We start from the raw sequence: 24,134 nt of genomic DNA on the forward strand, positions 1-24,134 counted from the left end.
GAGCCAGCGGCGTGCCTCAGCCGTAATCGTCAGGGCACCGCGACGAGCAGCACCGTGAACAAAATTGCCGTTGTGGACGTTGCTATCGTTGGATCGGGTACTACAACGCCGCCGAAGTTCTGTGTCGGGCCGGTGGAGGACCAGGATCCCGTGACATGCGCTGCGCCCGTGGGTATGTCGAAGTACACCTTCGTCAGTCCGTCGACATCGGTGGTGGGAACTGAGGTAATTGTCTTCGTTTCAGCCGTCGCTAAGCCCGCGGTGATCACTACCGTGGCGCCCGGTTGCGGATCGATGCTGGTGGTCTCCACTGATCCCGGGTCCGCCGGATCTGCTGGGGTCACAACGGAGCGGGTGACCTTTACCTGGAGTACCGACTTGGAATACACCAAAGTGATCACGCTCGTCACCGCCGCCGCGGAGGGAGTCGGTGGCGATGCAGGAACGACCGCGGCCGCTGTCCCGCTAGCAAAGGCGTCGCCGCTGGCCGGTGTGGCTTGCCAGGTGTAGGTTCCCGCGGGTGCGTATACGGTGCCCGGCAGCAGCGATGCCGTGCCCGCGCCGCTGGCGCTGCTGGTAACCGACACAGACTGCGGCATCGCCAGCAACCCGGTCCCAGAAGCTGTTGGTCCAGAAAAAAGCTGCAAGGCAACACTTCTGGTATCGCTCGGCCGATCGGGAACGGACTGCAGCGTGACCGTGGGGACGAGACTAAACGCGTTGTAGGAATATGCGGCAGTTCCTCCCGCCACAGGTATCACGTCGGTCGCCGCCGAGGAAACGTAGGAGATACCAGGGGTTCCCGCGTTACTCACAGCGATATTCCAGCCCACAGATGGTTTCAGGCATAGCAGTCCGACACCGTTGGTCACGGTTACCGGACCCTCTGCGGGCTCGCCTGGCGCGGACGCCTGCACTTGCAGAGACTGCGCTGCAAGCCCGTCGAGAGTCACTGAGACAGGGACCGCCACCTTGGTGGCTGCAATGTCCATCACCGGAGTGTCTGGGCTGACGTCCGCCGTAGAGCTCGTGAAAGTGCTGCTCACGGTGGTGGTCCAGTTTGCGCCATTAGGCGCGATCACTGCGGCGTAGCTCGCGTCCGGTAGGTACACCGTCGCTGACTTGGCAGTGTAAGTCGACCCCACCAAGATGGGCGCGCCGAGAGCCATCTGGTAGCCACCAGCCGGTGTGTTCGGAACACCCGGGCCCGGCGCTGAAGTCACAGTCAAGTCAGCGCTCAATCCCGTGGGCGACGTAACGCACCCATCAAGAATCCAGGTCGCAATCAGCACCTTGGCTGAGTCCCGCACATCCACCTGCGCGGTGACGGGGTCCGTCAACACTCCGGTGCCAGACACTGGTATCGAGACGCTGAACAAACCACTGGAAAACACCCGGGCTCCAGGCAATGTCACCACTTTTGCTGTCCAGGTTCCGGTGGGCACGTTCTCAAATGTGGCGGTGTTGCCCGATACCAGTGTCGTGGGCGCCAATGCCGCTTCCGATGCTGCACCGGTCGCGAGTGGCGCGGTGTTTCGAAGTTCCACTTGGGTTCCCGTGAGGACAGCGCTCGTATCTGCCAAGGATTGCACGGTGATGACCACCTTGCGGGTGATCCTGGTCAGCGTGACCGGGCTGATCGTCACGTTCGGGTTGACGGCAGCAGCGGCGCCGAAACCGGCGCTGCTCCACGGGGCATACCCCTCACGTGTGATCACGGCAATGTACCGCCCGTCAGGCACTGCGGTGATCACGAATGCCCCGCTGCTGTCGGTATCTGCGTGCAGGGAAGCGGCGGTAACGGCAGGGTTAGCTTCCGGTACGAGGAACACACGTTGGTTCTCCGCAGGCGAGGTTCCCGCTGTCCCGTCTGGAATCTTGACGAGTCCGCTGACGACAGTCGTCCCCGTCGCAAGGCTCACCTGGGTGGACTGAACCGCTTGGCCCGGGTACACGATTACCTGGGTGGTGAGGGACCGGTACGTCGGGTCGCCGACCACCACAGGATCGATTTTCAGCGTATAGACGCCAGGGTAGAGGCCCGTGAAGGCAAAATAGTTGGTGCCCACCACTGCAGGCACCTCGGGGTCAGATCCGCTCGCAGGAATCAGCGGGGACGAGGCAACCGGCGGCGCACAATTAACCTTCGGATTGCTGAAGCAGCTGGCAACCACAGTAGGGCCCGAGAGCAGGGAAACATTGATGCCGCCGAGTACATCGGACGTATCCAGCTTGAACAACACCCGAAGCTGAACCTGATTCACCAGCATTCGCAGCGCGAGAGCGCCGGCGGTGATGGTGAGCGACGGTGAGGAGCCCACCACTGACAGAACCCCGACAGCGTTGTAGGCCACGTCTACGCTGACATCCGTGTAGCCCGATTTCGTGGCGGTGAGCCGATATCTGCTGCCAGCGTTAGCGAGCCCCTCAATTTGGTTGCTACCGCTCAACGTGAATCCGCCATCGGCGGCCGACCTGACTACAAACGTTTTAGGACTCGCTGCTTCCGTTCCATCCGCGTTCAGCGACCTGGCAGTCAACGCAACATCTGCCAACAGTTCGGTGGTCTCCGCACCGCCCGAGATGCTGGGGGTGATACCGCGGACGACGCCGCTGAGCTGACCGAGCTTTGCCACTGTGACGACGCAGACGGTGCCGCCGGAATAAACTTTGAAGCCTGGTGCGCCGCTCCCCGATGTGGGTTGACACGTAACCGCAGCGGAGGTGCTGTCAAAGGTCTCGAATCGATATCCCGCAGCTTGCACTCGAAGGCTATAGCTATCAGGCAATCTCGCCGACAATCCGGGAAATGTGAGGTCGTTTACCGATTGGTTCAGAGTTGAGGTGTTGGAAGTGATGGCGGATCCGCTGAGGGTCAGGGTGGCACCGCCGACGGGAGCTGATGTGGAGTCCACGATCGATACTGCGACATCACCAGGCCGAGTTAGCCGCAGCACTGTCGGGGTGGTGGGACACGCGGTGGTGCTGCACGTGAATGCAAAGCTTTGTCTCTCGTAGCCGGGTGAGCTCAACGTGATGGTGTACGCGCCGGCTCGGACCAAACCGCTCGGAACGCCATTTTCCTGCCACACGAAAGTGCCGTTAGCAGCTCCGGTTGGCACTACGCCGGTGACCGTGACACCGGCACTGCCAGTGGGAGCACCGGTGATCTCAGCCGTCGGGATAGCAAACCCCACGCCGGCGGGGTTGGGGTAGCCATTGCCATCCACCGGATTCTCAGCCAACTGCCAGGCAAGACCCGATAGTTGCGGGTACCTGTGCAACTCGATCGAAGGCGCTGGGGCGAGCGGAAGCTGAGCAGCGAACAGTTGGCAACCAATCCCCAAACCGCAGTCGAGCCAATACTTATCAGAGGGAATGTAGCCGGGCAACGTCACCGAAACTTCGAATCGTCCAGCTGGCACGTCACCGGCAGCGAGCAGCGGCACAGCCCATTCAAGAACACCCTCATTTGGATCGCCGCTTGCGGCAACGACGGAAATGCGTACGTTAGCCGCGACGCTCGGCCGGTCGGTCACGGTCACAACAGCTTGCGACCAGGAAATGGCGGAAGTGGGCACCTGGTCCGGTAGGACCGTGACGGTGGGACGCGCGAGCTTCAGCATCGCAATCTCGCCAAGGGTGCAGAGCGGACCCGCACAGGTAAAGGGATAGCTCGCTGCGGAGCTTTGGTAGCCCGGAAGGGTCACTGCGATGACATAGTTTCCGGCCAGGAGAAGGCCGTCCGGCAGCGCGGAGTCTTTGAAAACTATCGTTCCGTTGGCGGCAACCGTCGCATCGATAACCGAAGTGGCAGAGGCTTTTTGACTGATAGTGATCTGTGCCTGCACCACTAGCGTGGCAGCATCCGCTGGTGCGGGACTGAGCCTAATGGAGCCAGTGGCAGCCGGTAACCGGGTGAGGGCGGCCTGGAAGGCCGCGCCAGGTTGCCCGTTCCCATCGGACACCGAGATCGAAGTACAGGAACTGACTGCACCAGGTGCGGCACTGCAGCGGACTTTCACCACCGTCGGAAGATAGCCGGGAATCGTGACCTCGAACCGGTAGTCGCCGGGCACCGCCATCCCGGCATAGCCGACGTCACTGAGGTTTGCATCGGTGAAGGTGATCGGCCGCGGGGCCGGCGCTAGGTTCCGTGGGTCGGGATCGCCGGGCGGCAGGATGCGCTTCGCGACGGACGCAGTGATGGGGCCAGCGTTACTGGGTGCTTCGACGACCCTGATTTGCGCTTGATTAAGTTCTGCTTCGGTAGCGCCACCGCGCGTGTCGGGGGCCCCGCCGGGAAGGTCGGGTAGCGCTGGCGTGATCGGCGCCAAGGATATCGAACCGGTGATAGCGGCATATCGGTGGAGCACCAGGTCAGGTACGCCATTAGGCGCCGCACTGATGGTGCAGCCGCTACCCGAGGCGCACAGCATAGTCGCGGTAATCCCTTGAAATCCCGGCAGCGTGACCCGGAATCCATACGAACCAGGCGCTAGTAACCCGTCCGGTAATTCCGAGTCCTTCCACTTGACCTGACCGCTGCCATCCACGGAGGCGGTCACGACCGATGCCCCGGCAGCTTTGGCCGTCACGGTGAGTTGCACGTTGCTCTTGTCGACCGTGACGACGCCCGGGCCTTCCAACGTGACCACGCCCGCACCCAGTGGTGCTTGGACCAGTGCGGCTTGGAACGGTCCACTCACTGCGCCGTTGGCTGAAACACATTCGCCTTGTGAACCCATCGACACGTTGCACGTAATGCTGACCGTTACGGGGGTGAACCCGGCTGCGGACACTTCAAAAACGTAATTACCCGGAAGCGCTAGTCCGGGGGTGCTGAGTGAAGCGAAAGTGCTGTCCGAGAAGGTGATCTTCCGACTCGATTTGTTGGTGCCCGCCGTTTCGCTCGCGACACTCACCGCTCCCACGCCCGAAGGCGTTGAAATCACTCGAATTCTCGCATTGTTGAGAGCCGCAACTGTGCCTTGATCAGCGGGGCTAACCGGATCAGAATCCGACGCCCCCACCACACTGAACTGACCAGTGATGGTGCCCAGCCGTTGCAAGGTAATCCTATTTGGCACGGAGTCAACGGGGGATGCAGTGACTATGCAGTCGGCGCCGGAGGCACACTGCATAGTTGCAGAAATGCTTTGATAGCCCCGAGCGCTGAGCCTGAACGCGTAGGAACCCGCTACCAAGAGACCATCAGGGAGAGAGGAATCCTTCCACACGATTTTGCCATGGGTAATGCCGCCAATGGTTACTGGCGACACTGTGGCGTTGATGGTGGAGGTCGATGATGCCTGTGAGGAGATGCTGATCTGCACGTCGCGGTAATTGGTGCCGACCTCTGAAGAGAAGTAGACCTCGCCCGCACCGAGTGGGAAACGCACCGGCAATGCCTGGAACGGCTTCCCCGTGGGCACGCCCGATGTGGATTTGCACGCGTTTGCGTCGGTGGTGGGTAACGAACAATTAACGCTTACCTGGTTCGGCGAGAATCCAGGGAGCGAGACCTCAAATATGTAGAAGCCAGGAAGCGCCAGACCCGTTGTTAGCCCCGCAAAGCTGTTGTCAGAGAAAGTAATCGCACGGCTTACCGTGCCGGTGCCTGTGGCGCTCGTGGTGGAGGCGATCGCGACGGTAACAGACCCGACACCATTCGGAGCGCTTACCACACGAACTGACCCCGCAGAAAAATCTGCGTCACTGATGCTGCCCGCAGGGACAGTCACGTCCCCAAAGATGGTGCCAAACAGGTGGAGAGTCAACGGGTTGACGTCGCCGAGTGAAACAACCGGTGTGACAACACACGATTGGCCAGCAGCGCACACCATGGTGGCTGCGACGGTCCTGAAACCCTTGAGGCTCACGGTAAACGCGTAAGTGCCAGCTACCAGAAGGCCTGCCGGGAGGGTGGAATCTTGCCACTCGATGACGCCACTGGCACTGACATTGGCCGTGATCACCGACGCTGCGGAGGCCTTAGCAGTAATCGAGATTTGGGTGTCTGTCAGAACAGCCCCGGCGCTCGCTACGGGCGCGAGTACGACCTTCCCCGTCCCCGTCGGGAACTGAATGATTTTGGCCTGGAATGCTGCAAGCGCCGGATCGCCAGTGCTGGAGATGCACGAATTCGCTGCAGACGACATCGCGCTACACACAAGTTTGACAGTGACCGGGGTGAATCCGTTAACACTGACCTCGAAGATGTACTCCCCAGGGAGCGCGAGACCTGTGGCGAGTGATGCGTAGTTTTCGTCCTTGAAAGTTATTGCTCTCGTGACTTGGGAATTCGCCGCGCGGGCAGCGTCGTCAACAGCTTGCGGTTGTGCGATCACGGCCACCGTCACCGCTCCCGTACCGCTGGGCGTTTTGACCACCCGCACCTGAGCGCCGTTCAAATCTGCGGCGCTGGGGGTGCCCAACTGCACGACGATCCCACCACTGATAATGCCGTTCCGGTAGAGCTTCAGTGCGCCAACCGGAATGGCGCAAGCAGTAGCTGAGCACGTCATAGTCGCAGTGCGGGACTGATAGCCCGGCAGTGACAACCTAAACACGTAGGAACCGACCTGTAGCAGTCCTTTCGGGACAATGGCGGAGTCCTGCCAGTGCATGGCTCCATCTGCTGTGACGGTAGCTGAGACTGCGCCAGCCACGGCCGGTTTGCTCACGATGCTGACCTGGACCGCGGTGAGTGTTGAGTCGTCAGCCGAGCCCTGGCCCACCGCGGGGACGAAGGTGCTGACGTCAGTACTGACCGTTCCGGTTCCCTTCGGCAACATTACGAGCGCGGCAGCAACCGGGTCGCAGGTGCTCGTCGCCGCGCCAGGTCCGCCAGATCCTGGCACCTCGCAGTTGACGATCACCTGTGTGGTCCGGAACCCGGACACCGCAACTTCGAACACGTACGTCCCGGGAACGGCAAGACCGATCGCTGATGTGCCCAGGGGATCAAATTGAGCGTCACTGAAATTGATATTCGCTGTGAGGGATGAATCCGCTTGCACGGGCGGGAGGTTTGCCGTAACTGTCACTGCGCCGACGCCGCTGGGCGCGCTCAGCACCCTCACCGACGCATTCTTCACAACCGTAACCGGGTCAGTCTGACCAGCGATCGTGATCGTGCCGTCGATCCGGCCCAAAGGTTGCAAAGTCAAGGCGTCGTCGGCAGCTGTGTGATCGGCGGCACTGCGGCTAAAGATGCATTCTTGACCTAGATCGCACCAGAGGAACAGTTGCTTGGTTCCGTATCCAAGAGAAGAAACCTGCAGCGTGTACTGGCCGGGCACTGCGAGATTGGAATTCAGGATGGAATCATCCTTGAACTGCAGGGTGTTCCCGTTAACGCCCACGCTCACATTGCCAGCACCAGCCGGTTTGCGCACCACGCTCACGGCAGTACGGGCGGCAGCCCCGTTGACGCTCATACCTGCGAAGGTGAATTGATGGCTGCCAAAAGCAGACGGTTCCGCGCCGAGCAGAATCGTTTCCAGCAGCCAATTCTCGCTGTAGATAGCGGGGTTTGCCGAAACTTGAGCCGGAAGTGGCACCACTACCTGAGTAGCAGAGAAGGGCTTTGTCTTCCCTGGCAGCGCGGCGACCTTGACCGCCACCGACCGAGTGAGGAGCGTTGCGGGAAGATTATTGACACCGGTCGTCATGGTGGCGCCTGCGGACATGGTGCTTCCAGGCACTGAAATAGGGGTCGCACATCCAGGAAGGGTGACTGGCGCCGTCCAGCCTGCAGGGAAGATTGCAAAGCAACCGTCACCGTTGGTCCGCAAGTCGGCTGACCCCGCTTGGGCTGCCGTACCCGCGTAACCAACAATCCCAGAGACTGTAACCTGCGCGTCCGCGACAGGCCTGCGAATGATCTCGTCGTCGACCCGAATGAGTAGTCGCCCGCCTACTGGGCCGACTTTCCCAGTGAGAACGACAGTGGCCGAACCAGTTTGGTTGCTGGTGACAGTATCTGTGGAGCCGGTGCCGCGCAGGGAACGATCTGGTGCGGGGCGTGACTGGGTGGCGCTTGCGGTATAGATGCCGTCGGTCAGTTGGGTGAGCATGAGGCTGCCGTCGGCTCCCGTCACGGTGGTCCCCAGCGGAACGCCTCTCGCCGCGCCGGCCTCGTCGATCAACGGCACGCTGATCCCGGGGACGGGACTCAGAGCACCGGTAAAATCATCGGGCGCCAAAACAGTGATTTTGACGCGCGGCTTCCGATTGAGCACTGGCTCGTACCGCACAGCCGCTCCGCGATCCAGCAGTAGCGGCAATTTTGTGGGCGCAAGGTATTCCGGGTCTTGCGGCAACACCGCCTGGTCGTATCCACCTGATGTGACGCCGCGGATTTCGAAGGAGCCCTCTACCGTTACCGCGCAGCGAGTTTGGGGGTCGGTGCCCGCCACACATGACGGTCCCGCAGCGGGAGAATCCGGACCTGCGAGGGTGGCAGCGGTTATGACGCAGGCAGAGGGCATTGAAGCACCGCTCGGGACCAACACGACACAGTCGGGCGCAGTGGGCGAACCTTCCTTCGTCGTAATGAGTCCGCTGATTAATCCCAACGGCTGCAGCGAGACTTGCGGCGCTGGAACGGTTTGACTCATTCCCACTTGGACGTTGGTGGTGACCGTCTCATACCCTGGCGCAGATACTGCCACCGCGTAAAGCCCTGGAAGCAGACCTTTGCTGGCACCAGCGGGGCCGACCGCCCCATCCTCATCAGATGGCAGCGTGTAATCATCCCCGGGCCCGGCGTAGGAGACGATGGATGCGGGCCAGAAACGGTATCGACCGTAGTGGTAACTGTGACGACACACTTCGGATTCGGCTGGGCCGCTCTATCGCACGTCAACGGTCCGCCCGTGCGAGCGTCCACCGCGCGGCCCCGGATCTTTGAATCTCGCGCAAGTTCGCCATCTGACAGTTCTGACAACGTCAGGTCTTGCAGAGCAGTTTCAGCGGCGGTGATCTGAACGGTGGCAAACGTTGTTTTCCGGCCGTACATCGACGCGGACAGCACGTAAATTCCAGGCCCCACTCCGGCGAATCTAAATGAGCCGGGTGGCGCCGAAGCTGTCATCGTTTTGTACGAAGCATCGGTTCCGGTCAGGGTTAATCCCGCACCTGCCAAGCCCACATTGTCCCCTCCCGAGACCATCCCGGCGACAACACCATCGGACCGCGTCATGGACAGGTCGACCAGGGCGTTCTCGGCGCCAGCGGCCAACTTCACCTGACGAGTTTTTGGTTGGTACCCGTTCCCGCTGATGGTCAAGGTGTAGGTACCCGGGGTAGGCAGATCGGGGAGGGTGAACCGGCCGACCGCTCCGGAGGTAATCGTATTTGCCGACCGGGTCAGGTCACCATCGACCGCGATGACAGTGAGTCCGCCCAGTCCGCCTACAACCCCAAACTGGTCGACACCCGTCACAGATCCCGTAATTGAGCCCACGCCAGCCTTGAGGGCCAAGTCGACAACCTGGGAGCCGCCCGCGCCCAATGTAACGAGCGCCGACGTGGTACCGAAGCCAGCAGCCCTCACCGTGATCAAATAGCTTCCGGGCGTGGAAAGCCCGCCCACTTCCCAGTTGCCGCCACCGGTTTCACCTGTGGAGATACTGGACGTGACCAGGGAATTGGTGCCGTCCGTGATAGTGACAGTCGCCGCGCCAACAGGGCCCGTATCGGAGGCAACCGCTCCGGAAAGTTTGCCCTGCCCGGGCACCAGTTGGATCTTCATCGGGTCCGCGTCGGCGAGCAGCGCCGGATCAATAATGTATCGCTGGGTCTGGTAACCAGGTTGCGCAAACGTTGCGAGGTAGTAGCCAGGGCCGTTAATTCCGGCGAACGACCAGCTGCCGTCCTTGAAGGGCACGGTACTTCGTCGGCCCGCCGTAGCGTCCTCACTGGGTTGCTGGCGAAGCGATGACCCCCACATTTTGCCCAGAAGAGCAGCCTGGCGCAGCCCTGACGCCACCGACGGATCGACTAGTCCCGTTGCTGGCTGAGCACCTACGTCCTGTGCTTGAACGACCGATGTTGGCTCCACCAGGACCGTTACCTTGGTGGGATCGCTCCCGAGAACGGTTCCAGCCAAACGGTTCCCACCGCCTACTCCGCTTGCCCCGGAGACGTCGACCGCGCCGGGCGCAGCTGGGCCCGTAGATTCACCGGGCGTGGCAGCGGCACCGGACTCGCCTGGCGAAGCGTCGCCCTGAGCGGCGTCAGCGCTCGCGGGTGGTGAAGGCACCTCGCCGGTGCTCGCAGCAGCTTCAGCGGCGCTGCGAGCGAGCTCTTCCTGTGCGGAGCTGAGCGCGTCCTTGGGCGCGAACGCATCACGCAGGCGCGGGACAGCAATCACTGCGATGCCGATAAACATGGCGGCAACGAGCACCAAACCCAGTGATTTCAGCGCCCAGCCGCGCAAAAACGGTCGGGACCTGAGCAAACCTTCCGCGTACTGCGGGGCTCCTGAGCTGCGCGCGGTCACAGAGTAGGCGAACGTGTTGTCTGCCCCTATGAAGGAGGGCTTCTGGACGCGAATACGACCTTTGACAACGACGGTGCGGCCTGCCGGAACCGTCACTGCGAATTTACTCATCCGTAGTTTCGCGCCTCGGGCAACCTTCGGCTGCAAATCGAGGGTGGCGTCCGCCTTGCCCGGGTTTGTCAATGTGACCGCGATCTTCTTCGTGAACACCGCGCTTGGTTGTTGCGGCTCCAGTGTGATCGCTACTCGGTGGGGCGCGTTCAGTACCAATACCGCCTCTGCCATGCCAATTCGCGGCGAGCTCGAAGCGGAGGGCCTTGAAGGCGACCCAGGAGCTCTCAGTTCGGGCTCAGAATCCACTGCTGGAGCCTGCACCGCAATCACAAATGGGTACCTAGCGGCGAGCGCACCTCGCTCAGTTTGGAGTGCGATATCCACCCTGGTGCCAACACCCGGTTCCACGGGCGCGATCGTGGTGGGTGCAGGTGCCCAACTCGCGTCCAAGCCGATGACCGACACCGTCAAAGGTGCTGCGATGAGGCCCCAATGTCGCACCAACACCGACACGATAACGACTTGTCCCGCGCCCACCGAGATTTCACTCTCGACGACGACTTCCACCGTGTCGGGACCAGTTGGCGGGCACTGTTCGATCATGACGTACCCGCCGGTTGAAGGGGATCTGGTGCTGGCGCCGTCGCCGGATCAGCCGGTGTCGTCGACGATCCGGCAGGAGTGGTGGCAGTGGTGGCTGCAGTGGTGGCAGCAGTGGTGGCAGCAGTGGTGGCAGCAGTGGTGGTGGCAGGAAGCAGCGGGGCGATTTGCGTGGCGGGTGTTCCGAACTGCAGGTTAATCACTCCCACCTGACTGGCAGAGAGCGCCACGGTCGCCGAACCCAATGCGCCCGTGGTGGGTGTTCGAATTTCGACGACATAGCTTTGAGGGGCGTCGATGTCAGCGAAGAAGTAGCGCCCGGACGAGTCGGTCTTGGTGCTGAGGTATACCGTTGCAGGGTACTGGCTGGCCTGGTAGAGAAGAACCTCAGTATCGGTCGCTGGGCCGCTGGCTCGATTGGTCACCGTTCCGCTCAGTGATGCGGGCGGGATTAAAATAGGATCAGCTCGCAGCACTTGTCCCGCGGTGACGGTGATGATCAGCGAGGTTGGCCGAGTGCCTTTCCTGGCAACGGACAGTGTGTAAGTGCCCGGATTAACGCCCGCAATCTCGAACCTCCCAGTTTCCTGCGTGGGGCTCGACGCTGTGATCACCGTGTAGGTATCCGTGGCCGAGACGAGGACGACGCTTGCCTCTCCTACAGCCGCCCCGGTACCTGTCGGTGCCTGCTGAGTCACTGTTCCCATCACGGTGGCGTACGCGGATTGCAGTCCAATAGCAATACCCGAAGCGTCTACACCTGCGCCGAGGGAACCGCTCGTGAGTGTTCCGGTGGCATCGAGTGAGACCGCGACGGTTTGCGGCTGCAGATCAGAGCGCGAGAACGTCACTGTGTAGGTGCTCGGGATCGCCAAGCCAGCCATCGTCCAACTGCCCACTGCACCAGCGGATTGAGTGACGGTAGCTATTGTCGTGGTCCCACTTGTCACAGTGACGGTGACACCCGGTGCGCGCTCCCCATCGGCCAAGGTGGTCACTACACCTGTCAGTGACCCTGCGGCTTTAGCCAGCGAAATCTGCACACCATCCAAGGTTTGGCCTGCACTCAACGCCAGATTTGACGTCGACGTGGTGTAGCCGCGCAACGTGACGCTCACGGTATAGATACCGGGGGTAACAAGGCCGCGCAACGTGAAAGCACCTGCCTCCCCTGCCGTTTCACCCGTGAGCGAGACCGTCTTTACCGAACTGCTACCCGCGGTGGCAGTGACGACCGCTTCACCGAGCGGGCCGTCGGGGCCTGAAATTGTGCCGGTGATGACCCCGTCCCCAGTTCGCAGACGGAGCGAGATCGCAGCGCGATCCTCGCCACCACCAAGGTCCACCCGCTGGGTATCTGTGGCGAAACCTTGTTTGCTCACCACTAAGTCGTAAATTGCTGGCGAAGCGAGCGCGCTCAGACTAAAAAGTCCATCGGCGCCGATCGGCACTGTCTTCACTAGCGCGCCCGGTACGTCACCCGCAGCCCCTACGGGAATTGAACCCGTGCCATCGGGTAGCTGATCCGCCGGCACTTGAACTGCAAGGCTTGCCCCTGCCACATCGGTACCAAGTACCTGACCAGAAATGGTTGCGGGTAAGCCGCCCAGCACCACGGAAATGCCTTTCTTGGACTGTCCAGCCTTCACCTCCACCACCTGGGCATCGGCGGCTGTCAATGCCGTCGGAAACCACAATTCTGCGAAACCTGCACTGCGAAACCGGACTTGGTACTTGCCTTGGGCTAGACCGGCAATCTTCCAAGTACCGTCATTCGCGGTCGCAGTGCTGGATAACGGGGTGCCAACTTGGCCTTGAGCAAACAGTTCGACGGCAACGCCTCCCACCGGTGCGCCCGTGGTGAGAAGTACGACGCTCCCTGAAACAGTCGAACTTCCGCCAGTTCCCCCGGTGGCGTCTTGAGCTGCGGCAACCTGCAGCGCAAGGTCCCGGTCTGCGGCCGACGCACCTACCAGTCGAGAGAGCGCGATAGTGATGACTACCGCAAAAACCGTGACTGCGAGGACTAACCCCATCAGCGCTAACAACCCGCGCCCCAATCGAGGCTTTTGGAGGAAGGTCCCTTGGGCCAACGGTTCCACTTCCTGCGGCGGCAGCGGTGGTGTTAGCGGTACTTCGATGGAACCGGGCTCTTCGAGTGCAGTGTGCACGGTGGGCGGCAACCAGCCATCCAGATCGCCTCGCTCGAGAACTGGACTTATGGCCAACGAGAATGGCCGAATCACAGGAGAACCGAACCAGCGTCGAGGAGCGGTGGTCCGAAGATCAGCGATGCCATGATCCCCGGGAGCCAGTGTCAGGATTTCAGGTGTGAAGCGGAAGGTGATCTTGCCTTCGTCGTCAATGCCGAAAGGCCGCGCTGAAACCACCGTGTTCCCAGTGTTTTCCAAGGTCACACCGAATTGACCATGCTTGCCCGCCATCACCGTCATCGGCGCCAGCTTGACAGCCATCGCTTCTTGAGCGGGAACTACGAGGTCGACTTCCGTGACCGACATTGCATTCGGCGGGGTCAGCTCGCGAACCTGGATGGCGATACGGCGGTCACCTGCACCAATGCCCGGCGGAATGGAAATAAGAGCACGTACGGTTTGTGACGTGTCAGGAAATAGCGAAAGATTCTCAGCGTCGAGCACCACCCATGACGGATCCGCGCCGAGAAGACGAACGTGATACCCACCGATGAGGGCGGTGGTGTTGGTAACGGTGATGGTCAGAGTAAGTGGTTCACCCTCCACCAAGTCGACCCGCTGCGGAGTTACTGCTACCCGCATCACTGCCCCCCGGGGATGGTGAAGTTCGTGGCCGCAACCATACCGGCTTGCACGGGCACGAGCGCGGTTACTGTACGGCCGTCCGCTGTCCGCGCGGTGAGCGTGTATGGCCCGACGGGTAGTTGCGCAATCACGAATCCGCCGCTGGGCTGTCCGCCCGAAGCCGCGGTAGTCGTGCTGGGCCAGAGTCGTTTGCCGTCGGTTGCCGTAACCGCGATCCCAATCATTGGATTGCCTGCAGCATCGAGCACCCTGCCGGTGATGCGGCCGAGCGAACTGGCCATGGTCACGAGCAGCGAGCTTGGCGGACTCTCGCTGGTGAGCGTCAATGGGACTGTCTGATCCGCGTATTCCGGCAACCTGAAGGTGATTGTGTAAGAGCCAGGTGACGGGAGGCCAGCAAGACTAAAAGATCCCACATCCCCGTCCGTCACAGTGGTGGTCGTTGGGGGGTTTTCAGTTCCGCCGACTGTGACAGTCGCTCCGCCCAGGCCCTTGCCACTGGCATCGACCAGCCTTCCGCTCACGAGTCCAGTGCCGCCCACCATCGGAACTTTCAGGTTGCCCAACACCTCCCCCGGACCCAGGTCGACCACGATCGTTTGGGTGGCGTAGTTCTTGGCGCTGAAAGTCAGGACGTAGGTTGCTGGCGTGGGTAGTTCAGCGAGAGCAAATTGTCCGACCGACCCGGTGGTTGGCGTGCCCGTAACTACATCCTTGCCGTCGACACTTGTTGCAACGGCGACCCCACCCAATCCGGCGATGCCATCCGTCACAAGGCCTGTGATGGATCCGGGGGCGGTTCCCAGCACCACTGTCGGTTCGAAGCGTTGCGACCCGCCTGTCACGGTGCTTCGAATACTTGTAGCTTGATAGCCCGGTGTGGTGAAGCTCAATTCGTAAGTGAACGGCGCGGGCAAATCCGGTATGGAATATTTGCCGTCGGCGTCGGTGGCAACCGGCGGCACCACCGGTGCCATGCCGGTTCCGCCAATGGGTGTCACCGTCACCTGAGATACAACTGGTAGCAGGTTGTCCCCTGGGTCAATTTTGCCGGTGATGGTCGCGGGGTTTCCGGTAATGACAGCGTTCACATTTGCAGTAGCCGCCCCGGCGTTCACTTCCACCGGCGACGCCGCGCCGACATTACTGACTCCGGGCGCGAATGCGGTCTGGAAGCCATCGGCTGATAGGCGCAGTACGTACCGTCCCGGGAACAGGCCCGAGACTTCGTAACTGCCGTCTGCTTGTGTCGCCGCCGAGCTGGCCGAAATCCACGCGCCCGATCTGTCCTGGCGCTGCGCTTCGACCAGAATGCGGCCAACGGGGGCGCCGTTGCTCATCGCTGTCACTGTGCCTCCGATCGCCCCCCCCAGACCCGCGGGCAACGTGCCGTCTTTGGGTAGAGCTCCGGCTGGTGCGAGCGCTGGCTGGGCACCCGCTGCGGGGCCGGTGGGCGGCGGCTCGCCAGCTGCCGCCGCCGCATTCAGCGCCGCTACCTGACTTGAGGCGGCAAAGAAGGAAGCGGGTGCTGACTTGGTTTGCGGATCTCCGGTGAAAACCTGATTCAGGCCGAAGAGAAAGACAGCAGCCCAGATCAACAGGATGGTCAACAGGATCACCACGGTCAGGAGTCCACGAGTGAAATATGGACGGTGCCGCACGGTGAGTACGCAGGAAGCTTCCGTCAACGGTTCGGGTGCCAAGGCTAGCGTCGAGATCGGCTCTGCCACAACGGGTCTGTCAGGTGCCGCAGCTAAGAGCGTCGATACTTCGGTGATGCGCAAGCCCCTTCCTTGCGTCCGCAGCGGAAGCGTTCTCACCGGTACACCGGCAGCCGCAACCGTAATGGGTTTGTCTGTGTCGCTACCGAGGAAAACCCGTCGCGACTTCACCTCGACGATCGGCTCTAATGTCGCGCCCGCCGGCACTGTCACCGTGGATGGCGAGCACTTGATAGACATCGCGGCTTGCGGATCAGAGGCTGTCAGTCGCACATCCAGAGCGACGTTGCCCGGATTGGTGAGCGTCAGCACGAACCTCGAACTACGTCGACTGCGCACCATTTTGGGGTGCGCACTCACTAGCAGTCCGGGGTGCGGTGGAACGATTAGGTCAATGTCGGTATAGCTGGCGTCGGTGTCCCGCGTGCGCGACTTGACCTCGACACTGAGCGGATGCCTACCCGCGGGGAAACTTGCAGGCAGCGTGAGAGTGAGCACCATGCGCCCAGTGGAATCCGGGAAGAGGGGCAGCACCAAAGGATAACTTTTCACGAGCGATGACGACAGGCCAATGATGCGAGCGCTTACTCCCTCAATAAGATCGCCCGTATTGATGACATCGACGGCGAACTCAGCAGACTCGCCTGGCACTAGGTCGAGTTCTTCCAGTTCCGTGGTGATCCGCACGGCTAGGACGCCAGATCCGGCACGGGCGCAACCATGGCTTGGATTCGTGCGACTGACGTCGGGAGGTCCGCAAACGGCAGCGCGTCGATTGCTGTAGTGACGATCAATTCAAATGACGGCTTGATATGCCCGCCGACGGTGGACCAAACATCTTTGGCGCGATTGTTATCGTGCGGAGCCACCGCGAGTTGAATGCCCGCAGCCACCTGAGCAGGCAAATGCTGTGCCGGTAGGACCTGATTCAGGATGAAACAGGTCAGCAGATCACCAATCAGCTGGTGCTCATCCTGGACGGTGCCTGCCCACGCCGAGACCAGGTAGTGCACCTGCAGCATGGGCAGCTGGGGACGGCGCTCAATTCTTCCATCCGGTCCCGGCCGCTCGATAGCGGGGCGTGGTGGCTGGGGCGATCGACCGATCCCAAAAAGGAACAGGTTCACCGTGATCCGGTTCAACTGCGCTGACCAGGTCCCCGAGGGGGCATCGAAGGAGACATCTCCCACCGACTCGGACAACGCGAGTTCGTGTCTGACCAACGCCTCGAGACCGCTGTCGAGGGTGGGAATGATCATTGCGCGCTCTCCAAGTGAACCTCGCGGGGGTCACACAAAATGACCCAAAACGCGCAAACGCCCCGCGTGCATTCACGATGCATTCCGTATACCGATTTAGTCCAGTCGCATCCGGGCACCCCGGTCCGCAGATCCGTCCATCGAGGCTGCGCATTGTCACCCGCAGTCAAGTGCAGCGACTGCCCAACCACCTAAACAGCCGAGCAGCCTTCGCTCTTGAGTGAATGCAGCTTGCGGCGAAAGTGGACGAAGAGCGAGATGCGCTGCACCAACGAGGCTAAGCGTTGCCTACGGGTGGAAGAGTCTCTCAAAAGAGTGGAACTTTCCCGCGAAAGCGCCGAAGGGCCCTAGGCGTCCGCTAGGGGCGCAATGATGAGAAATGTTGAAGCGAGTGCCGTCTCAGCGGCCCTAACTCGGAGGAGATGATAGTGGAATCTGCGGCTTCACTATCTCTGCTGTCGATAGATGAGTCGCGCGTGGTGGTGGGGGCGACCTTCAACCTGCGGGGAGCGATCGCTGCGGCCGTCCAAGTCAGAAACGATATGCACTGGCAACACCAGGAAATTGCTGAAGCCGCTGTCGGCGTTTTGGCCCACGAGCCCGCAGATGCAGCTGCGTGGCAATTGCCTTCCGGCTGGGCCGAACGGTTCGGCCTCTGTGCAATCGATATCGCACTGCTCACCACTGCTCTGGCTGCGGAGCTACACCCCACCGTGCACTTACTCACGGGGCTGCTGGCAGGAGATGCGGGCCCCGGCCGCCCAACGGTTGCACTCGCCTTGGAGCTGGCAGGTATCTCGCCGACCGCGCCCGCAGCAAGAGCGCGCTTGCACAGCCTCGCGCCCCTTCTCCGACTCCGGCTCATCGCCCTCGACGGCGCAGATGCTCTACACAGCCGACGGATCCGAGTCCCCTGCCGAGTCGCTAGCCAAGCAATCGGCGATGATCTTCCGCCCGCATCACTGCTGCCTCTGCTGGTTTCCTTGCCATCGATTCCGTTAGGCAGTGTCGAACTGGTGGCCTCTGCGCTGGAGGAGGGGCAACCTCTTATTTGGATCCAGGGGCCAGCTGGCTCGGCGGGCGCGTCGATGGCCCTGGCTGCGTGCCAGATGCTTGACGCAGCAGCTCTCGTCGCTGATTTACACCGACACCCGTCTCTCCTGGAACGCCCCGAAATGGGCGAGAACGGCATGCTTCAGCGTTCTACAAGCCAGGCGGAATCTTTGCAACAAAGCCTGGCAGAGCTAGTGATGGAGTCTTGTCTTACCGGCTCAATATTGATCATTCACGGCCTTGAGCTGCTCAGTGGTTCTTTGTCCATGCTGGCTGCTACCCCGCTCCCGGTCATCGCGGTCAGTGCCGAACGCTGGAATCCCCTTTGGGGTATCGACCTGCCCGTATGTGTCCATGCACCCACGCTGTCAGTCGCGGACCGGGAGAATCTGTGGTCGCCGGTGCTCGATGGCGGCGGCATCTCACGAGACATTTCAGCACTGCGACTGAGTCCAGAAAACATCGGCATCGTGAGCCGGCATGCACGTCTCATGCGCAGATTGGCTGCCCGCGCGCACCCTCTGGAAGTCGAAATCCGCACCTCTGCCCGCCAACTAGGACGCGGGCCCAGCAACCAGTTCGCCGATGCTGGCTCGGTGCGCATGTCGGATTTAGTGCTACCGGAACGGATCGCTGCCGAGGTGCAGCGTTTACTGGACTGGGCGCGATACCGCGACGAGGTTCTGGCGCAGGGACCGCTTCAAGGAAAAGGCGGGAAAGGCGGCGGGATCTGCGCACTCTTTTCTGGTGGTCCTGGAACAGGGAAAACCCTTGCTGCCCATGCAGTTGCCGATACCTTGGGCATGGACCTGATACAAGTCGACCTTTCCGGTGTGGTCAGCAAGTACATCGGCGAGACAGAAAAAAACCTCGAGAAAGTTTTCACCGAAGCCGAGTCCCTGAACGCTGTGCTGTTCTTCGATGAGGCCGATTCGCTTTTCGGAACTCGCTCGAGTGTCAAAGACTCGAACGACCGATACGCCAACCAAGAGGTGGCTTACCTGCTTCAGCGTATGGAACAGTTCGACGGGATCACGGTTCTCGCGACCAACCTACGCGGCAACCTCGACCCCGCCTTTGCGCGGCGGCTGCATTTCATCATCGCGTTTCCCGACCCCGATGTGCCTACCCGGCAACGGCTCTGGCAGCACCACATCGAAAGCATCGGTCGGTTGGACCAGAAGGATCCGATCACGGTCGATAGCCTCGCTGGGGCACTCGAAATTGCTGGCGGGGACATCCGTAATATCGTGCTCTCTGCCGCTTACGCAGCAACTGCTGAAGGTGAAGGCGTTGGCATGCGGCACTTGGTGGCGGCAGTACTGCGGGAGTACACGAAACTTGGCCGACGCCCTCCCGGCGGCCCGTGGCAAAGCGGCAGTGTTCATCACTCGAAGGCTTGACGGGCGATCCGGACGTCGGAGTTCGGTGGTGCTGGCGCGCATCTGGGTGAAAACGTTCTCACCACTGCACTCTTGCAGGTGCTCTACGCGGACAAATGCCTCAATTCGTGTAAAAATCAGCCTCAGACTTAACGTCGTCTGACTCTCTTAAAGGAATGGTGCCCGTGGGTAACGAACGTCCTAGTGGGCAACAACTCTTCGCTGCTGCAGAGCCGCCGGCGCGTGAGACGGCTCTACCTGTCGCAGTGCCACACGCACCTCTCGGGGCAGTGCTGACCGTGGGACATGCTTTGGATCCTGCCGAAGCTGATGCCGACGCGCGCGCCGATCGGGCGCTCGCCCGGCTCGACGGGGGCGGGTCAGCTCCTGGTGCCGACGCACACCGCCATGGAGCGGGCTGCGATCACATCCAGCGCAGCGCGCTACCCGGTGGGAGCTCCGCCCACGTCGGCTTCGCTGGAGGCGCTCTCGACAGCGACCTGTCCAGTCGCATCATTAGTCGTAAAGGCGGGGGTCGCGCACTCGACGGGCCCCTGCGCCAGCGGCTGGAGTCTGGGTTCAATCAAAGTCTGTCCGGCGTTCGCGTTCACACCGATTCTGCGGCAGCTGCTCTAAGCCGGTCAGTGTCCGCGCGAGCTTTCACCACGGGCAAGGATATTTTCTTCGGTGCCGGCGAGTACTCGCCCGAAACCCCAGCCGGGGAAAGGGTTTTGGCGCATGAGATAGCACACACCATGCAAAACAGTGACGGGATAGGCAGACTGTTCGGGTCGAAGAAGACCCCCGCGGAGATCGAGGCAGCCGAAACAAAGAAGAAAGAAAAGGCTGAGCTGAAGGCGGCAGAAAAGGAGCAGACCAAAGCCGCAAAGGCTACCAACAAAAAGGCGAAGGCCAATGAGCGCGAAGAGGATGAGCGGCTCAAAGGCGAACGGAAACTAGGTAAGGAGTCCCGCGAAGCCACGAAGGACGCGATCACTCTAGAGCAAACTGCAGGCGACAAATCCAGTCCAAAAGCCGTGGCACTGTACGCCGAGTTCGACCGCCTTTTAGCAATGGAAAAGGAGGTCGTTACCGATTTCATCAAGCTCGGAATCGACCCCGCGCAGGAAGCAAAAATGCTGACAGCCGACGAGTCTGTGAAACAGACCCACGAAGCTGAAATGGCAAAGTACACCGAGGAATGCATCGATAAGGCCTACGAGTACGTCTGGTTGAAACAAGCAAATTCTGAGATGCGCGCTCTGAGACCACCTCGAGAGACAGCTGCCGAGCGACTCACTGCCGCTGTCCGGAAGGCTCGGAACCTCGACAGGGTTGACGATGCAGTCCGCGCCGATACTAAACACGGCCAACTTCTGTCGAAGCGGGTGGAGCGCGTGTATGACGAGTACGTCACCGAGCTTGCACGCTTGACAGCCGCGAACATTGACGATCCCAATCCCCAACCCGAGGACGTACTCGAGCAGCACGCCGAGATCCTCACCTGGGGCAAAGTTACCGACAAGGCCACGCTCAAAAATCGCCCCACGGATGGTGCCATCGTGGAAGCCGCCTTGCGCGATGCCCGCAAGCGGACCAACATCTCTCTCGCACCTGTGAAGAAGACGGGAAGCGGGCTCGAGACTGCTACCGACATCGTCGATCAAGGACGCAGTATCGCCGGCGGAGTGCTCAACGGAGCAAGCTTGCCTATCCAAGGGGCGCTGAAGAAGGTCGGCACGCCAAAGGACAAAAAACTCCAGCTCAAGGCCGGATTCACAGCAACGGAGCCAGCACCCCTAGAGGAGAAGATACCGATTATCGGTGGGTTGGCCAAAGCGATTAACAGCAGTAAAAAGCGAGTTGATGATGGCCAGGCGCACGACAAAGTGGTGGTGAAGCCTGTCTCCGTCGAGACACAGGCATCTCTCGGCTTTGGTTCTGCCACCAGCATTTTTACCGGACTTATCTCGTCTGTAAGCGGCATTATGAAGATGGCCAAAGCGATCCAGACGGCGCACGGCGAGCGCACACCCCGCAACATTATGCGGGCGGCAAAGGCGTGTGCGGAGGGCGCCAGCTCGGTCGCAGGGGTCGGTCGATCTTCTGCCGAGCTGGCGAAAGCTATCAGCCCAGGAATCACAGCTTCGGTAGGAAGCGTCATCCCCGGCTTCAACATCTTCATCACGGTGATGTCAATCGTGAGGAACGCACTGAGCTTGGCGGACATGTCCATGCGCGTCAACGACACCAGCAATCAACTCTTTGAGGCTCGCTCACGCACCAACGGCACGGGCGTCGACGTCATGATCTACCCACTGCAACACGTGGCCTCGGTCTATGCCAAAAAGTTGGAACAAACCGTCTGGGACACTGCCATCAGCATCAGCGAATTTGCCACCAGCGTCGCCACAGTTGCCAGCGGCGGTGGTTACGGAATACCGGTGGCGGTACAAGCGGGCGTCAAACTCATCGACCTTTTGCACACGGCTGGCCACTTCATTGCCGACCAAGTTATTGCCGTCCAAGCGCAGTCGTCGCGGAAGGACGCGATGCTATCGCTCGAAGGCGCGGCAGAAAATCAACTCCGCAAGGACCCATCGATGGCAGTGGACGGGATCATCGTCCAAGCAAAGGACAAAAAGGACCCCATCGCTATCAAGTTCCTACTGGGCCACGGCGTCGAAGAGGCGGACATTGCCGCAGGCAAGATCGGCAAGATCCGGGAAATTGTGTTGGGTGAAATCGGCGAATCCGGCGACCCCCTGACGGCCTACCAGAGCTTCAAGAAAACAGCGGGCGGTGTCCTGACCTCTGCCAAGGGCGTTGGCGACAAGTGGTCCAAAACGGGGGCGCTCGCTTCCGACCGGAACAGCCTGGAGGGCGGCACTTCTCGTGGTTTTCGCTGGCGGCTGAAGATGATGTTCAAAGGGGCGGACAAGTTTGACCGATCGTTGAACAAAACATCGGTGGTAAAAACTGCGAAAGAGGCGGCGGATGGCAAAGGCCAGAGCCAGCAGCCGACCGCCGAAGAAAATCACGTGCTGCTGACCGTTGGAAAACTTCGGCTCTTCCGTTCAGCAACCGCAGATCAGTTTCAGAATTTTATGGAAATGGTAGAGAAGCTCGACGACACCGTCATTACTGACGCGATTGCACTGCCCGAAAACGACGAGGCTCGCGGCGCACTTGAAGCGCTGCTCGTCGACCGCGCGCAAGCATTGGCGAAGGTCTAATGCCCGACACCCCCGTGCTGCCTAGCCTTCTGGAGCGCACGGTGGCATCGCTGCAGAACGATGGGCGTCTGGTTAAAACAGACTGGGACCTTGAAACCTTCGACGTGCTCGCAACTCGCGACGGTGCCGAGAACGTTCTTGGTGTCGCCAAACCCTCCACCGGTACCGTCGTCTTCTACTATGTGTGGCCCAAAGTTATTGCCCACGAGTATGTTTCACTCATGCTGGAATTTGTAGCGCGAGCAAACTGCGATCTGTACACCAGTGCTTTTGAATTTGATCCAGACAGCGGCATCGTTTCTGTGCGGGCGGGGGCAGAGATCGGCAACGACTCGGTGAATAGAGATGCAGAGTCCGCCTTTCTGATCAACGCGCTCGACGAGGTCGAACGGGCGGGCGCACTTTACGACTCAGTGGTGCGGGCAGTGGGGTCGGGCAACATGTCTGCTATCCAGGCCGCCAGCAGCATCTAGCTGGACTTTCTCCTTGCTGTGACAGGGAAGGTGTTCAACGCACTCAGATCGCTGCCGGGTGTTAATGCGCGCGGTGGTCCTGCACCGTCATTCGTGGTGCAAATTTAGGTTTCACCGCCGCTGGGTGGTTTTGCAACAGCCGCACCACCCGATGTCTCTGGCCGGCCCAGGGCCGTAGGAGTGCCACCATCTGTTCGTCGTCTATTTTGCGGCCTACCAGCGACCAACCCACAAATGCTGCCAAGTGGAAATCACCCACGGAGAGAGCGTCGGCGTCGCCCCACACTCGTTGGGCGACTTCAGCAGCCGTCCACACCCCGACCCCTGGGATCCTCATCAGAGCGGCCTGGCCACCCGCGGCGCCAACAGCCTGCACTGTTTCAATCATCTTCAAGGCCGCCATAATGGTGGCGGCGCGGCGAGGATCCACCCCTGCGGTATGCCAGACCCAGGAGGGCACTAGCTGCCACTGCCGCACCGTTGGCACTACCCACAGGGGAAACGGGGTAGGCCCTGGAGCTGGTTCACCATAGGCCCGCACCAAATAAGCCCACGACCTTCGCGCGGACCCACCGTCAACTTTTTGTTCAAGAATTGCAGGCACCAACGATTCCAAAACTGCTCCTGTGTGCGAAAGCCGCAAACCGGGCGAACGACGGACTGAATCCGCCACCAAGGGATGGCCGGGCTGGAATGTAGCGACGTCATCTGTGGCCCCCAGCAACTTTGGCACCGACTCGATGAACTCCGCCGCGCCCGGGCCCCATGCTCGGACATGGATTTCGTGCAGGCCCCGCTGCCAGATACGAGCACTTACCGGTCCAGACGACAACCGACTTGTTCGCCAGATTGCGCCATCGGGGGCGTTTTGATGGACCGGATCACTACCGCCACGGCGCAAGGGCGAGAGGACCAACCGGATATTCACCGGGTATGCGGGACGCCAACAGGTGACGATGGAGCGAACGGGATCTGTCACGTGCTTGGCTCCCTCCCCGAAAACTGTTGTTGTTAAAAGTATGTGGACGCGAGAGTAAGACAAAAGCGC

9 protein-coding genes are annotated in these 24,134 nt (G+C 60.9%); 3 read left to right on the forward strand and 6 right to left on the reverse strand.

Going from position 1 to position 24,134, the window contains the following annotated elements:
* Positions 1 to 29 precede the first annotated feature (29 nt).
* Genes EH165_RS07520 through EH165_RS07540 form a run of 5 tightly spaced genes read right to left on the reverse strand, consistent with a single transcriptional unit; the run spans position 30 to position 16,942 of the window.
* Positions 30 to 8,678, reverse strand: coding sequence for a hypothetical protein (locus EH165_RS07520; protein WP_124798922.1), 8,649 nt, complete (start codon positions 8,676 to 8,678; stop codon positions 30 to 32).
* Positions 8,621 to 11,167, reverse strand: coding sequence for an MSCRAMM family protein (locus EH165_RS07525; protein WP_124798923.1), 2,547 nt, complete (start codon positions 11,165 to 11,167; stop codon positions 8,621 to 8,623). The genes EH165_RS07520 and EH165_RS07525 overlap by 58 nt, the downstream gene beginning before the upstream one ends.
* Entirely contained in the window at positions 11,164 to 13,959 is a 2,796-nt protein-coding gene (locus tag EH165_RS07530) for a carboxypeptidase-like regulatory domain-containing protein (RefSeq protein ID WP_124798924.1), read from the reverse strand. The genes EH165_RS07525 and EH165_RS07530 overlap by 4 nt, the downstream gene beginning before the upstream one ends.
* On the reverse strand, positions 13,959 to 16,370 hold the full coding sequence (locus tag EH165_RS07535) for a carboxypeptidase regulatory-like domain-containing protein (RefSeq protein ID WP_124798925.1): 2,412 nt from the start codon (positions 16,368 to 16,370) through the stop codon (positions 13,959 to 13,961). Before EH165_RS07535 ends, EH165_RS07530 begins: the two co-directional genes overlap by 1 nt.
* Positions 16,371 to 16,372: 2 nt before the next feature.
* On the reverse strand, positions 16,373 to 16,942 hold the full coding sequence (locus EH165_RS07540; protein WP_124798926.1) for a Pvc16 family protein: 570 nt from the start codon (positions 16,940 to 16,942) through the stop codon (positions 16,373 to 16,375).
* Positions 16,943 to 17,370: 428 nt separating this feature from the next.
* Between EH165_RS07540 and EH165_RS07545 the strand changes: the two genes are divergently transcribed.
* From EH165_RS07545 to EH165_RS07555, 3 genes are all read left to right on the forward strand, one after another.
* The gene (locus EH165_RS07545) at positions 17,371 to 19,398 is read left to right on the forward strand and encodes an ATP-binding protein (protein WP_164479155.1); all 2,028 of its coding nucleotides are present in this window, start codon (positions 17,371 to 17,373) and stop codon (positions 19,396 to 19,398) included.
* A gap of 164 nt (positions 19,399 to 19,562) precedes the next feature.
* Positions 19,563 to 22,613, forward strand: coding sequence for an eCIS core domain-containing protein (locus EH165_RS07550; protein ID WP_164479156.1), 3,051 nt, complete (start codon positions 19,563 to 19,565; stop codon positions 22,611 to 22,613).
* Complete coding sequence (locus EH165_RS07555) at positions 22,613 to 23,086, forward strand: type III secretion system chaperone family protein (RefSeq protein ID WP_124798929.1); 474 nt, start codon at positions 22,613 to 22,615, stop codon at positions 23,084 to 23,086. The genes EH165_RS07550 and EH165_RS07555 overlap by 1 nt, the downstream gene beginning before the upstream one ends.
* A gap of 61 nt (positions 23,087 to 23,147) precedes the next feature.
* Here the strand turns inward: EH165_RS07555 and EH165_RS07560 are convergent, their stop codons facing one another.
* Positions 23,148 to 24,065, reverse strand: a complete 918-nt coding sequence (locus EH165_RS07560; protein ID WP_206425854.1) for a DNA-3-methyladenine glycosylase family protein — start codon at positions 24,063 to 24,065, stop codon at positions 23,148 to 23,150.
* Between the last annotated feature and the right edge of the window lie 69 nt (positions 24,066 to 24,134).

This window comes from Nakamurella antarctica (assembly GCF_003860405.1).
Taxonomy (GTDB): domain Bacteria; phylum Actinomycetota; class Actinomycetes; order Mycobacteriales; family Nakamurellaceae; genus Nakamurella; species Nakamurella antarctica.